A 13055-nucleotide genomic window follows, 5' to 3' on the forward strand; every position below is an offset into this window, starting at 1 on the left:
GCCACGATGCGCCCGCGAAGCAAGGTGCCACATTGTCCCAGGTTAACGCTTAAAGCTGCTCGATCCGCGCAAATCCTCGCCCCGCTAGGGCAGGTCCGAGCGCCCGCTCCTCGTCACCCAACCGGGTAAAGACGGCGATGCCCTCGCCCGCGCCCGACCATGATTCGCCCTGCATCAGATGAACGATCCGCCGCGCGATCCCGGGACCACCGTCGACGAACCGCACGCCAGGTGCCGCCATGGCCAGCTCCGCCTCGACCAGCGGGAAATGCGTGCAGGCGTTGACGATCACGTCGATTCGCTCCCCGCCGGGTTGCGAGAACAGCCCATCGAGCACCGCCGCATAGCGCTCAGGCGCCACCGCTCGCCCGTGCAACTTGGCCTCCGCCATCTCGACCAAAGCCGCCGACCCGTAGCGGAGCACCGTGCAATCGCCCGCAAACCTCGCAGCCAGATCATCGACATACGCCTGCCTCACGGTCGCCTCGGTCCCCAGCACGCCGATCGTCCGCGTAACCGACAGCGCGGCAGCGGGCTTGATCGCCGGTACCGTCCCGACCACCGGCAGGTCGAGCGCCGCGCGCACTACCGGCAGCGCGATCGTCGAGGCGGTGTTGCACGCGATCACGATCAACCGCGGCCGATACCGCTCCGCCAACCGCCCCAGCAACACCGGTACGCGCGCTGCGATCTCCGCCTCGCTCTTCGTGCCGTAGGGAAACCCGGCCGAGTCGGCGGCGTAGACGAACGGCGCATCGGGGAGCGCCCCGCGTGCGGGACCGACGATTGACAGCCCGCCGACACCGGAATCGAAGAACAGGATAGGTCGCGTGTCCATGCGGCGCTCATAGGACGGTTCATGCCGTTGGAACCAGACCTCCCGTCATCCTGACGAAAGTCAGGACCCAGAGCCACGGAAGTTGCCGCCTGTAACCCTGGGTCCTGACTTTCGTCAGGATGACGGAGGGTGCTGTGAGGTCGGCACCCGCTCGACGCCATTTGCCGTCAGCCCCGCGTCGTTTATAAGCGCCCTCGGAACGGGGGACATACTTGCAGACGGAAATTCTCTGGGTCGCGCCCACGCTATCGCTCGTGCTCAGCTACCTGCTCGGCTCGATCCCGTTCGGCGTCATCCTCACGCGCGCCGGCGGTGCAGGCGATCTGCGGACGATCGGCTCGGGCAACATCGGCGCCACCAACGTATTGCGCACCGGGCGGAAGGGCCTCGCCGCCGCCACGCTGCTGCTCGACATGGCCAAGGGCGCAGTCGCCGTGCTGCTGGTCGCACACCTGTTTCCCGGCAACGCACTGCTCGCGGCCGCCGGTGCGTTCATCGGCCATTGCTACCCCATCTGGCTGAAGTTCAAGGGCGGCAAGGGCGTCGCCACGTTGATGGGAATCGTCGTCGCGCTCTACTGGCCACTCGGGCTCGTTTACGCCGTCGTCTGGCTGGGCCTGCTCGCGGGCCTGCGCATCTCCTCGGTCGCCGGCATGGCCGCGGCACTGAGCGCACCGTTCGCGGCCGCGCTGTTTGGTCGATTCGACCTGGTTCTTCTCCTTCTCGCGCTCGCCCTGATCGTCCTATGGAAGCACCGCGAGAACGTCGAGCGCCTGTTCTCCGGCACCGAGCCGCGGATCGGCTCCAGCCGGAAAACGAGTGGCTGACCCGACGGTCTCAAGACTTCGGCTTATCCGCACGACCGGGATCGGACCGGTCACTTATCGCCAGCTCATCGCCCGCTTCGGCAGCGCGGACGCCGCGATCGAAGCGCTCCCGATGCTCGCCCAACGCGGCGGCGGTCGCAGCCCGCGTATTGCCGAAGCGCCGCTGGCCGAACGCGAAATCGCCGCCACCGCCAAGCTCGGCGCGCGCTATCTCTTCCTCGACGACCCCGACTATCCCCGCCTGCTCGCAGAAATCGAAACCGCGCCCCCAGCGCTGATCTTCCGCGGTGACCTCACCCACGCCACCCGCCCCTGCATAGCCATGGTCGGCGCCCGCAACGCGTCCGCCGCCGCCTGCCGCTTCGCGAGACAATTGGCACTGCAACTCGCCGAGGAGGGCACGACGATCGTCTCCGGCCTCGCCCGCGGCATCGACACCGCCGCGCACATCGGCGCGCTCGGAGCCGGATCGAGCGGCGCAACGATCGGCGTCATCGCCAGCGGCATCGACATCGCCTACCCGCCCGACAACACCGCGCTGCAGGAGCGCATCGCCACCGAAGGCCTCCTCCTCGCCGAACAGCCCCCCGGCACCGAGCCCAAGGCGCGCAACTTCCCCTCGCGCAACCGCATCATCGCCGGCCTCGCGATTGGCACGGTGGTGGTCGAGGCGGTCCCCAAATCCGGCTCGCTGATCACCGCGAGGCTCGCCAACGAATCCGGCCGCGAAGTCATGGCCGTCCCCGGCAGCCCGCTCGATCCCCGCGCGCAGGGCTGCAACCTGCTCATTCGCGAAGGCGCCACGCTGGTGCAATCGGCGGCCGATATCCTCGAGCAGATCCGCCCGTTCGACCCGCGCTCGGTCCGCTCGCCGATCGACCTCTATGCAAGCTCCCCCGCCGAAGACGCGAGCGACACCGACCGCCGCAGGATCACCGACCTGCTCGGCCCCGTCCCCGTCGCGATCGACGAACTCATCCGCCAGTCGCGCCTAAGCCCCGCAGTCGTCCACACGGTGCTATTGGAACTCGAACTTGCCGGCCGCCTCGACCGCCACGCCGGCGCCCGCGCCAGCCTGACCTGATCGCTAAGACTGATCCTCCCCCGCCAGGGGGAGGATCGCACATCACCGCAATCACTCCGCCGGCAGATAGATCTCGCTGCCTTTCGCGCGGAATTTCTCGCTCATGTCGGCCATGCCCTTCTCCGCGTCGCTGCCGGTCGCGAAGATTGCGCGCTCGGCATCTGCCGCATCAACGTCCGCCGCGAGGAACGTATCTGCCGGCGCGTTCTGCTTGACGGCAAAGTCGCGGACCTCCTGCGTGATCTTCATCGAGCAGAATTTGGGCCCGCACATCGAGCAGAAATGGGCGGTCTTGGCGCCTTCTGCCGGCAACGTCTGGTCGTGATAGGATTCCGCCGTGTCGGGATCGAGCGACAGGTTGAACTGATCGCGCCAGCGAAACTCGAAGCGCGCACGTGACAGCGCATCGTCGCGCATCTGCGCCGCCGGATGCCCCTTCGCCAGATCCGCGGCATGCGCGGCCAGCTTGTACGTGATCACACCGACCTTCACGTCGTCGCGATCCGGCAAGCCCAAATGCTCCTTCGGCGTGACGTAGCAGAGCATCGCGGTGCCGTACCAGCCGATCATCGCGGCGCCGATGCCGCTGGTGATGTGGTCGTAGCCGGGGGCTATGTCCGTGGTCAGGGGCCCTAGGGTGTAGAAAGGTGCTTCGCCGCAGACTTCGAGTTGCTTGTCCATGTTCTCCTTGATCTTGTGCATCGGCACGTGGCCGGGGCCTTCGATCATGACCTGGACGTCGCTCTTCCATGCGCGGTGGGTGAGTTCGCCTAGCGTGTAGAGTTCGCTGAACTGCGCTTCGTCGTTGGCGTCGGCGATGCTGCCGGGGCGCAGGCCGTCGCCGAGGCTGTAGGCGATGTCGTAGGCCTTCATGATCTCGGTGATCTCGTCGAAGCGCTCGTAGAGGAAGCTCTCCTTGTGGTGGCTGAGGCACCATTTCGCCATGATCGAGCCGCCGCGCGAGACGATGCCGGTGACGCGTTTCGCGGTCATCGGGATGTAGGCGAGGCGGACGCCGGCGTGGATCGTGAAGTAATCGACGCCCTGTTCGGCCTGCTCGATGAGCGTGTCGCGAAAGATCTCCCAGGTGAGGTCCTCGGCGACGCCGCCGACCTTTTCGAGCGCCTGGTAGATCGGGACGGTGCCGATCGGGACGGGCGAGTTGCGCAGTATCCATTCGCGGGTGTCGTGGATGTTGCGGCCGGTGCTGAGGTCCATCACCGTGTCAGCGCCCCAGCGGATCGACCAGACGAGCTTGTCGACTTCGGCGGCGACGTTGCTGGCGACCGCGGAGTTGCCGATGTTGGCGTTGATCTTGACGAGGAAGTTGCGGCCGATCGCCATCGGTTCGGATTCGGGATGGTTGATGTTGTTGGGGATGATCGCGCGTCCGCGGGCGATCTCGTCGCGGACGAATTCCGGGGTGACGAAGTCGGGGATCTGCGCGCCGAAGGATTCGCCGTCTCGCTTATACTCCTTCAGCATCGCGCGACCGAGATTCTCGCGGGTGGCGACATATTCCATTTCTGGGGTGATGATCCCACGTCGCGCGTAGTGCATCTGGCTGACGTTCTGGCCTGCCTTCGCACGCACGGGCCGCTTGACGCTGCCGGGGAATTGCGGGACGCCGCCGGAGCGGTCCGGGCCCAACTGCCCGTTGTCCTCGGGGCGGATTTCACGCGCGTCGTAGCTCTCGACATCACCGCGAGCCTCGATCCACCTGCGGCGGAGTTGGGGGAGGCCGGCGTTGATGTCGATTGTCGCGCGCGGGTCGGTGTAGGGGCCGCTGGTGTCGTAGACGCGTAACGGGGGTTCGCTGCAGCTGGGGTCGAGGACGATCTCGCGCATGGCGACGCGGACGTCTGGGCTGGAGGGGACCGCGACGTGGATTTTGCGCGAGCCTCGGATCGGGCCGGTGGTGACGCCGATATCTGCTGTGGGGGTGCGTGCTTCGAAATCGGCCATGCGCTTGCTCCTACGGGTCTCGGAGCGAAGGCTTGCGGTTCTGTGGCGACCGCTCCCTCCCTCCGCCGGTATCAACCGGATCAGGTTCAGCGGGTCGAAGGCTCCTGCCTTCCTCTCAAGCGCGGATAAGCGCTCCCCCGGGGTGAGGCGAGCATAGGCGGCTGGGGGTGGGGTGCAATGGGGAATTTGGTGGCTTGGGGTGTGCGGGGGACGTGCGCCTGGGATTCGGTTGGGCATCCTGCCGATCGAAAGTTCACCACCCCGGCGGAGGCCGGGGCCCAGGTGGGGGACGGCGCTAACGACGCGATGTGCTCCATTATAGCCACCTTTCCAACTGGGCCCCGGCCTTCGCCGGGGTGGTGTTTGTTGTTGGGGTGGGGGTCCCTTAACGAGAAAAGGCCGCTGCCCTGGTTGGGGCAACGGCCTTTCATCTAACTCCGCGCGCCGTCAGTCGTAGCTAAGCTACGCCTTGTGGCGTGCTTTGCTGCGCTGGCCGGGCTTGGGCGAGTCTTGCGCCGGGTCGGCGCAAGCCGCCCTGCGCCTTAGAACCGGAAGCTCACCGTCCCACGCAGCGAGTGCCAGCGGAAATTCTCGTCGCTGCGGCGGAAGGTGGTGCCCGCGGTGTTGGGGGCGAGCACGAACGGGTTGTTCGCGAGCAGAACCGGGCTGCCGGTGATCGCGCTGCCAGCGGTGACGAGGACGCGGGCGTCGTCGTCCTTGTACTGGTGGTAGGTGTATTCCATGCCGATCGAGATGTTCTTGGTCAGCTTCTGCTCGATGCCGCCGCCGCCGACATAACCCCAGCGCTTGTCCGAGCCGGTGGCTGCGAACGCGTTGGCGGTGTTGGTGGTGAAGAACAGGTTGTCGATCTTGGCATAGCCGGCGCCGCCGGTGGCGTAGAACAGCGTGTTGCGCGCGGCGAGACCGGCGCGGAGGCGCGCCGACCCTTCCCACTTCAGCTTGCGCGCCATCGTGTAGCTGGCGGGCGTGGTCGAGAAGGCGGCGACGCTGTCGGTGATCTCGGACTTGCCGAATTCGCCGACGATGCCGACCACGAACGGACCGCGCTGCACGTCGAAGCCTGCACGGCCGTAATACGACCAGCCGTCATCGTCGTTGCGGCAACCGTACGCCGGGACGGCGGTGCGCGCCGAGCCATTGCAGAAGCCCGGCGAGAAGGCATTGGCGCCGGTGATGGTGTTGACGCTGTCGCTGAAATTGCCGTCGTTGTTGCGATCGAACAGGATCGACGAGCCGATGTCGTTGCCCTGGACGTCATAGCCGCCGGCGGCGCCGATATAGACGCCCGAGAACGGCTTGCTGTCGCTGTCGGTGGTCATGTCCTGCGCGGCGGCTGGAACGGCAAAAATGCCCGCGGCGGCGAGGCCGGCGAGCATGGTGAGCTTCGTGAAGTTGGTCATGGTCGTTCCCCAAACGAGGGGCCGCGACGCTCTTGATGAACGCCGCGACCCGGATTTTCCTGTTTCAGTTCGTGACGACGATCACGCGTTGGCGCCGCTCGTGCGCAGCGAATCGAGGCGGTTGTTGGTCCCGTTGGGGAAGAAGCCACCACCGATCTTCGCAGTGGGCGTCAGGTAGACGATGTTGTGCACCTGAGCGACCGAGCGGCTGTAGGCCAGGCCGTTTGCGTCGGTCGGCACGATGTTCGAGATCGTCGGATCCGACCCGGTGATGCCCTGATCGTCGTCGCCGATCACGCCCGTCGTCGTGTTCGTGACGGTGCCGTCGAGGCTGTCGCGCGCGTCACTGATCTGGTTTGCGGCGGTGATGAGCGATGGAATCGGGTTCGGCGTCTGCAAACCCTTGCGGTACAGGATCGTACGGATCAGCCCTGCGTGATACGCCTCTGCCGCGAGGATGCCGGCGGCCGCCTCGAGATAGGTCTTGTTGGCGATCAGCGGTGCTGCGCCCTTGTAGGCCGACACGCCGACGTCCTCGAAGATGTACGCACCGAGCAGGAAGCTGTTGTCGTCGGCATAGGGGTTGAACACACCCGTCGCACCGATGACGCCGGCCGCGCGGGCGGCCGCCGTGAACGCGCCCGGTGCGGCTGCCGTGCCGACCGAGATGTCGATCGCCGGCTGAGCGACGGCTGCGCTGCCGAGTGCAGTGCGCAGGAACGCGACGTGCGCGACTTCGTCGATCGCGATTTCGCGTGCGTATTCACGCACCACGGCATCCTGGAACGGCACTTGCGCGCCGCCGGTGACCGCGCCCTGCGTGCCGATGCCGGTCAGCAGGCTGGCGTTCAGGCCGACGCCGAATGCCGCGAACGCGTAGAACTGCGCTTCGAGATATTCGAGGTTCAGTGCGACGTTGAGCACGTCGGCGTCGTTAAGCGCGGCGACCGGCGCCGGTCCCGGAGTCGGGGTCGGTGCGAGATCGGAATCGTCGCTGCCGCATGCCGACAGGAGCGTGGCGCCACCGATGGCGAGCGCCGAACCGCCGGCGAAGCGGAGGAAACTGCGGCGTTCGTTGCGACGGCTGGCGATCGCGTCGAATATTTCGAGCTTGGTAGAGAGATCGGTCATTGGGTTAATCCCCTGAATAGCGAAGATGAGCTTGGGCGAGGCTGAGAAGATCAGGCTGCCGCGGTGCTCGTCTTGATGTTGCCGTTCATGCCGTTCGGGTAGAACCCGCCTGCCGACGCCGCACCGCTGGTGAGATAGACGATGTTGAGCACCTGGCTCGCCGAACGGCTGTACGCGACGCCGTTGCTGTCGAGCGGAACGATGTTCGACACGGTCACCGCCGCCTGCGTGGTGGCGAGGTTGATCGGCGTCGCGCTGTACGACGAGATGCCCTGGTCGATATCGTTGGTGCCGAAGATCGTCGTGTTGGCGCCACCGCCGTCGAGGCTGTCGCGCGCCTTCGAAATGGCATCTGCGGACGTGCGCAGCGACGGAGTCGCGATGCCCTTGCCGTACAGCGTCGTGCGGACGATCGCGGCGTGATACGCCTCGACCGCGAGCAGGCCGGCGGCGGCTTCGAGGTATGCCTTGCTGGTGAGCAGCGGGGCGGCGCCCTTGTACGCGGTCACACCGACGTCTTCGAAGATGAACGCGCCGAGCAGGAATGCTTCGTCCGAGGCATAGGGATCGAAAGCAGTGCCGGCGGGGACGAGGCCGGCAGCCTGTGCCGCGACCGAGAACGCGCTGGTCGGCGAGACGCTGACGTCGATCACCGGCTGCGCGACGGCGGCGGAGGTGCCGAGTGCGGTGCGGAGGAACTTGACGTGGGCGATCTCGTCCTGCGCGATCTCACGTGCATACTGGCGCACGATTGGATCGGTGAAGTTGACCTGGCGACCGCCGCGGACGGCACCTTGCGTGCCGATGCCCGAGAGCAGGCTGTTGTCGAGGCCGGTGCCATAGGCGGCGTAGGAATAGAATTGCGCCTCGAGATATTCGAGGTTGAGCGCGAAATTCAGGACGTCCGCGTCGGTGATGGTCTGCGCCGCCGCCGAGCTGGAAAAGGACAATGCGGTCGCACCGGCCGCGGTGACCGCAGCGGCGCCGAGCGCAGTCTTGAAGAATTCACGCCGCTCGCTGCGCCGTTCAACTCGCGCATCGAGGGCTTCGATCAGGTGCACGCTCTCGGTCATATCAGGGTCCTCCCCTTGTAGTTGCAGACGTCGGAGTTATTGAAACAATCGAACAATCCGGACCGATGAGAGTAACACCCTGTCGCCAAGGCCCAACTCGTAACGCGCTCTGTTGCGGGCATAATGATGCCGTCCAGCTTGAGTAACGGACGCAAGCGGGAAATGGACGCAGCCTTAACGGCAATGCTGTGAAATAATTTTCAGGTGTGGTGGGCGGCGGCGGGGTGATCTTGCGAGGCGCTCGGGGGGTTGGGTTGCGGGAGCTTCGGAAGCTCCGGCTGGGCAGTTCGCACGCTTGGTTGGTTAGCGTGGCGGATTGACGCTTGGGGTTGGCGCTTCCGGAAGCCGCTCGGACACGACGTGCTGGAATGCGGACGTTCGAACCACACGATCCTCCCCCGCCAGGGGGAGGATCGATGGGTCTCGAAGTTTGCCCAGTATCATTTGGGCTGGCCTCGGATCGGCCAGCCTCGGATCAGCCGACCTCAGATCAGAAGGTGTAGGTCAGCCCCAGCGCGTAGAGCCACTGATCCGCGCTGCCCACGTCGGCGACGATCGGGGTGTCTTTGTACTTGCCGACCATGCGGCCGTAGAGCACCCCGGCACCGACGCCGAAACCGTGGCGGAGGTCGCCCGACAGGCTCTGCACCACGAACAGCGATGCGTTGACGCGGCGGAAGCCACTATCGTTGACGTCATAGGTCCGCAGGCCGCTGGCGAGCGTACCGATCGGCGTCACCGCCGCATAGGTCCGGCCGAAGCCCTTGCCGGCGTAATCCGCGGCGACGCCGAGCGAGACGAGCGTACGAACCGACAGCGGTGTGGTGTAATTCACCTGCGGCGTGATGACGTAGCTGTCATAGGTGCCCGAGACGTCATGAACATAGGCGACACGCGCGGTGAGCGTATCATAGTCGCTGGTGATGACGCCGGTCCGGGCGACGCCGACATAGCCACCCAGTTCATAGGCGGTATCGATCTTGCCGAGCGCGCGGACCTGACGGTTGTCGATATCGCCGGTGCGGTCGCGGCGGACGCCACCGATCACGCCCAGCTCGAAATTGGTGCCGACCTCACCCGTGTTCGGGATCAGGTTGAAATAGAGCTGCGTGCCGCGGAGGAAGAAGTCATGCCCGCGCACCGTGCCGACGAAGGCGCCGGCGGGGGTGAAGGAATTGCTGTCCGCACCTTCGTAATCGGGCATCGACACCACGCCGAGCGCGACCGTGACGCGGTTATTGTCCTTGGGATCGGTGATCGTCGGCGACGGGTTCGGGTCGGTCTGGGCGAAGGCGGGCGTGGCGATGCCAAGCACCGCGATTGCGGCAGACGTGAAGAGAGTGAATGCGCGCAAGGAAATGCTCCGGACAAAAAGGTTCCAGCGCAAAACGCAGCGCCTTCGTTTTCGGTCCGTTACGATCGGTCAGAAGATGTAACGCATTTTCACCTGTTGCATTTCGGCATCACCGGCGACCATGAATCGGGCCGCCGAAAAGCGCGGCGGACCGAACCGGACGGCGGCATTGCGCGAGAATCCATAGCCTTCGCGCGGGATCCCCGCGATCGTGTCGAGCTTCGCGTTGCTGTTCTCGTCGTGGATGACCGCGAGCGCATAGCCGCGCTGCGGCAGGCCGGGAAAGCTGGTGGTATGGACGTTTGCCGGGATCGACCGGGTCAGCGCATTGGCATCGTCGACGCAGGCGGGGAAATTGTCCGGGTCGGCGGTGAGGCAGATCCGGATCATGCCCTTTGCCGAGCGGAGATTGTCGATCTCGACGTCAAGCCGCGTGACGGGAGCCGCCGCTGCCAGCGTCAGCCATGCCAGCGTGCCCGCTACTGCGAGCGGCAGCCTTCGCGTGCGCCTTGGTGAAGTCGCCGAGTCCCTTGTCGGTGCCGCAGAGCCGATCCCAAAAGCGGAAATAGAGGCCATAGTTGCACCCGTATTGTTCGTGATGGCGCTGATGATGGCTCGCCGTGATCAGCCAGCCGCCCAGTGCGCCCCGCCACATGAACCGGGGGAAAACCTCCCACCCCATGTGATTGGTTACCCCCATAACGGTCATGATCGTCAGTACCAGACCCAGTGCGCCGACATTGATCGGAATTGGGAACACCAGTAGCGGATTTATCACAGCACCGGTGATCGCCTCGATCGGGTGAAACGCCATCGCCGCCCACGCGGTCGGCGGGCGGCTGGCGTGATGTACCGCGTGCGCGAGCTTGAACGGCTTCGGCCGATGCATCCAGCGATGCGTCCAGTAGAACCAGGTGTCGTGCGCGAACAGGAAGGCAAGCACGGAGACCGGCAGATACCAGAGCGGGTAGGCGTGGACGTCGGTGTAAATCTGCGTCCAGCCGCGATTCTGCCAGCCCCAGGCGACGATCCCTGCGGGCACGCCGTAGATCGCCGCCGAGGCGATGCTCCACCAGATCTCGCGCCGCATCTGCGCGTCGAGCCCGCGATAGAGCCCGGGATGACGCGCGCGCGTCGCGGCGGCGAACGCGCCGGAGACGATGAGATACCGGATGCCGACGATCGCGGTCATCGCGATCGCGGAGAGGACGATGGCGAGCCTCATGAGGGGCTTATACGGGAATTCGGGGTTTTGGGTAATGGCATAACCGGCTGGGGCCCATCGATCGGAGTCGATATTGCCGGAACGGACCGAGCCACCGAATCGAACCGATACCGATCGGTTTTCAGGGGGCCGTCATAGCGTATCGGCGATGGAACAATAGTGTTCCGAAGCGCGCCATCCGCATACCCTGCTAGCACCAGCCAGCGTAGCGCCGTCTAAAGCCTAGTGATCAAAAGACTTATCCTGGCGCCGAAGTACATGTTAATAAAATTGACGTGTTCATTAATTATGAATTGTTTAAATGTATTTCTATTTATTTATTAGGTATTTTCTTAGGTTACATAGATATCTAACAACATAGTCCGAATTGAACATTGACCACACATTTGATTAGAGTCGTAATTGATGCCGATCTATTATCTTCTAACAAGAAACTTAGGAGATGAAGCATGTCCACGATCAACATCATGATTGCCGTCGACGTCGAAACTGCACAGTCCACTGCGAGCGGAACGACTATAACCCAGGGGTATATATATGATCGATACGACCGGGTATGAAGGTACGGCCGAAGCAGGGAACGAATTGAACACGCCGTGCGACGCGGGCGACGTACCCGTCTGGACGATTTACCCGATCAATCCGAGCGACAATATCGCGATCACTGGGTTCACCGGACAGTGCGTCAACGACGGAATCTTCCAGAATCTCGAACAGCAGAAAACACCTGCGGGCGTCGATTACTGGACATGCGTCATCAATGAGGGAACGGCATCTGCAAAATACCAGTACAGCCTGAACATTTCGATGTCGGGCAAGACCTATTCCTATGATCCATTCTTTACGGTCACGGCCAACTAAGCCCGCGATGTCGTGGCACCCGTTCGAAATGCGTTGCGGCATACGTCGGTTATGACCGATCTGTATGCGGCAAATTCCGAGCGGGTGTCATGGGCGGTAACGGCCAGAGGCATTGCTGCCCGCCATCCATACTTATAAACGTCGATTTCCGTCAGTTTACATAGTCTCGAGGCGCATATCGACCCTTCCGACGCATTTGGCGATTGGGGGCAGGTATGCCGTCAATCCATGACAGGGGTGGTGACGGCGAGGCGCGTCTGGGACCGAGATCCGCAACCGGGATACGTAGAGGATATGCTGGCCTGGTTCGTCCGGGCAAGTTCTTTTGGGGCCGCCTGCATCTCGACATACCCTGCCTTCCGCGGGTGCCGAGGCTTGGTACATTGTCCCGGCGGCCCTCCTGCCGTTGCAATAGGCTCTATGCAGTGCGCGGAATCGTGATAGCCTTCGTGTCAGAGCAGGATGACCTGCCTATTCGGAGAGTGATGCATGGCAAACCACAGCGCCGCGCGCGGGGATACCGACCTGGATACGGGCAATAACAAGAAGGGGCTGATCTACGTGATATCAGGCGGCATCCTGGCCCTGGGGCTGGTGTTGATGGCGTTCTACGACCGCGCGGGCGATCCGATGCCGATCGCCTCGGTGCAGAAACCGGTCGTTACTGCGCAGCGCTGATCGCGGGATCCTCTCGGCGCGCGGTGCGGTCGAAGATCAGGATCGGCGCATCGCGGTACGTGCCTTGCGTGCGCAGGCGATAGCCTAGCCGTTCGGCGAGACGGATCGAGGGAGCGTTGGCGGGGTCGATGATGCAGGTCGTCGCGGGGATACCCGCGTCGGTCCAGGCGAGGATCGCGGCGAGCGCTTCGGAGGCGTAGCCCTGGCCTTGCGCGGCGCCGGTGAGGGTCCAGCCGACTTCGGGAGTCGCGTCGATTGGGGGTTCAATCGCCCGTCGCGCTTCCATCAGGCCGAGTTCGCCGATCAGGCGGCCGGCGGCGTCGCGCGCGACCCAGCTGCCATACCCGAACAGCGTCCATTGGCCGATCGCGCGCAGGAGACGAATCCAGACGTCTTCGCGCGATCGTGGCTGGCCGCCGATCATCGCGAAGACGCGCGGATCGGCCCACATCGCCGCGCAGTCTTCGAGGTCGGTGGCGGCGTGGCCGGTCAGGGTCAGGCGGGCGGTGGTGAGTGTCGGGGCGGATGTGAGTGTGCGCATGGAGGCAGGCTAGCGGCATTGGTGGGTGGAGGGGAACACCCCCTGCCCTCGCCTTTC

General features: G+C 64.5%; 13 protein-coding genes and 1 riboswitch. Of the genes, 4 read left to right on the top strand and 9 right to left on the bottom strand.

All coding sequences use genetic code 11. The annotated features are described in order from the left end of the window. Positions 1-49: 49 nt before the first annotated feature. A complete protein-coding gene (gene murI / locus C8J40_RS03165) occupies positions 50-838 on the bottom strand; it encodes a glutamate racemase (RefSeq protein WP_132895721.1) in 789 nt (262 codons plus the stop codon). A gap of 212 nt (positions 839-1050) precedes the next feature. Here murI and plsY point away from each other — a divergent pair, with 212 nt between their 5' ends. Next, on the top strand, positions 1051-1665 hold the full coding sequence (gene plsY / locus C8J40_RS03170; protein WP_132895722.1) for a glycerol-3-phosphate 1-O-acyltransferase PlsY: 615 nt from the start codon (positions 1051-1053) through the stop codon (positions 1663-1665). After that, on the top strand, positions 1658-2749 hold the full coding sequence (gene dprA, locus C8J40_RS03175; RefSeq protein ID WP_132895723.1) for a DNA-processing protein DprA: 1092 nt from the start codon (positions 1658-1660) through the stop codon (positions 2747-2749). Before plsY ends, dprA begins: the two co-directional genes overlap by 8 nt. A 51-nt stretch (positions 2750-2800) precedes the next feature. Here dprA and thiC read toward each other — a convergent pair whose 3' ends face one another. From thiC to C8J40_RS03210, 7 genes are all read right to left on the bottom strand, one after another. Further along, positions 2801-4714, bottom strand: coding sequence for a phosphomethylpyrimidine synthase ThiC (thiC, locus tag C8J40_RS03180; protein ID WP_132895724.1), 1914 nt, complete (start codon positions 4712-4714; stop codon positions 2801-2803). Between the two features lie 40 nt (positions 4715-4754). Then, positions 4755-4864: riboswitch (TPP riboswitch) on the bottom strand. Between the two features lie 392 nt (positions 4865-5256). Continuing rightward, positions 5257-6135, bottom strand: coding sequence for an outer membrane beta-barrel protein (locus tag C8J40_RS03185; protein ID WP_243693178.1), 879 nt, complete (start codon positions 6133-6135; stop codon positions 5257-5259). Positions 6136-6216: 81 nt separating this feature from the next. Next, the gene (locus C8J40_RS03190; protein WP_132895725.1) at positions 6217-7266 is read right to left on the bottom strand and encodes a ferritin-like domain-containing protein; all 1050 of its coding nucleotides are present in this window, start codon (positions 7264-7266) and stop codon (positions 6217-6219) included. A gap of 50 nt (positions 7267-7316) precedes the next feature. Continuing rightward, positions 7317-8339, bottom strand: coding sequence for a ferritin-like domain-containing protein (locus C8J40_RS03195; protein ID WP_132895726.1), 1023 nt, complete (start codon positions 8337-8339; stop codon positions 7317-7319). Between the two features lie 490 nt (positions 8340-8829). Continuing rightward, on the bottom strand, positions 8830-9693 hold the full coding sequence (locus C8J40_RS03200; protein WP_132895727.1) for a MipA/OmpV family protein: 864 nt from the start codon (positions 9691-9693) through the stop codon (positions 8830-8832). A gap of 69 nt (positions 9694-9762) precedes the next feature. Continuing rightward, positions 9763-10188, bottom strand: coding sequence for a DUF2141 domain-containing protein (locus tag C8J40_RS03205; RefSeq protein WP_347812453.1), 426 nt, complete (start codon positions 10186-10188; stop codon positions 9763-9765). Next, positions 10118-10918, bottom strand: coding sequence for a sterol desaturase family protein (locus C8J40_RS03210; protein ID WP_132895728.1), 801 nt, complete (start codon positions 10916-10918; stop codon positions 10118-10120). The genes C8J40_RS03205 and C8J40_RS03210 overlap by 71 nt, the downstream gene beginning before the upstream one ends. A 537-nt stretch (positions 10919-11455) precedes the next feature. On the opposite strand from C8J40_RS03210, the gene C8J40_RS03215 reads away from it, so the two are divergent. Together C8J40_RS03215 and C8J40_RS03220 are read left to right on the top strand one after the other, a co-directional pair. Then, positions 11456-11779 (top strand): hypothetical protein, encoded by a 324-nt coding sequence (locus C8J40_RS03215; protein ID WP_132895729.1) that lies wholly within the window; start codon positions 11456-11458, stop codon positions 11777-11779. A 489-nt stretch (positions 11780-12268) separates the two neighbouring features. Continuing rightward, positions 12269-12457 carry a hypothetical protein gene (locus tag C8J40_RS03220; RefSeq protein WP_132895730.1) on the top strand — a complete coding sequence of 63 codons (189 nt, stop codon included), beginning with the start codon at positions 12269-12271 and terminating at the stop codon, positions 12455-12457. Here the strand turns inward: C8J40_RS03220 and C8J40_RS03225 are convergent. After that, a complete protein-coding gene (locus C8J40_RS03225; protein ID WP_132895731.1) occupies positions 12441-12998 on the bottom strand; it encodes a GNAT family N-acetyltransferase in 558 nt (185 codons plus the stop codon). The two genes, C8J40_RS03220 and C8J40_RS03225, sit on opposite strands and share 17 nt — an antisense overlap. Positions 12999-13055 lie beyond the last annotated feature (57 nt).

Source organism: Sphingomonas sp. PP-CC-3A-396 (assembly GCF_004343105.1).
Taxonomy (GTDB): domain Bacteria; phylum Pseudomonadota; class Alphaproteobacteria; order Sphingomonadales; family Sphingomonadaceae; genus Sphingomonas.

Bases quoted from the DNA above. Each gene is read 5' to 3' on its own strand.
- C8J40_RS03185 (WP_243693178.1), bottom strand. From the start codon at position 6,135: ATGACCAACTTCACGAAGCTCACCATGCTCGCCGGCCTCGCCGCCGCG.
- thiC (WP_132895724.1), bottom strand. From the start codon at position 4,714: ATGGCCGATTTCGAAGCACGCACCCCCACAGCAGATATCGGCGTCACC.
- C8J40_RS03215 (WP_132895729.1), top strand. From the start codon at position 11,456: ATGATCGATACGACCGGGTATGAAGGTACGGCCGAAGCAGGGAACGAA.
- C8J40_RS03220 (WP_132895730.1), top strand. From the start codon at position 12,269: ATGGCAAACCACAGCGCCGCGCGCGGGGATACCGACCTGGATACGGGC.
- C8J40_RS03190 (WP_132895725.1), bottom strand. From the start codon at position 7,266: ATGACCGATCTCTCTACCAAGCTCGAAATATTCGACGCGATCGCCAGC.
- C8J40_RS03210 (WP_132895728.1), bottom strand. From the start codon at position 10,918: ATGAGGCTCGCCATCGTCCTCTCCGCGATCGCGATGACCGCGATCGTC.
- C8J40_RS03195 (WP_132895726.1), bottom strand. From the start codon at position 8,339: ATGACCGAGAGCGTGCACCTGATCGAAGCCCTCGATGCGCGAGTTGAA.
- C8J40_RS03225 (WP_132895731.1), bottom strand. From the start codon at position 12,998: ATGCGCACACTCACATCCGCCCCGACACTCACCACCGCCCGCCTGACC.
- murI (WP_132895721.1), bottom strand. From the start codon at position 838: ATGGACACGCGACCTATCCTGTTCTTCGATTCCGGTGTCGGCGGGCTG.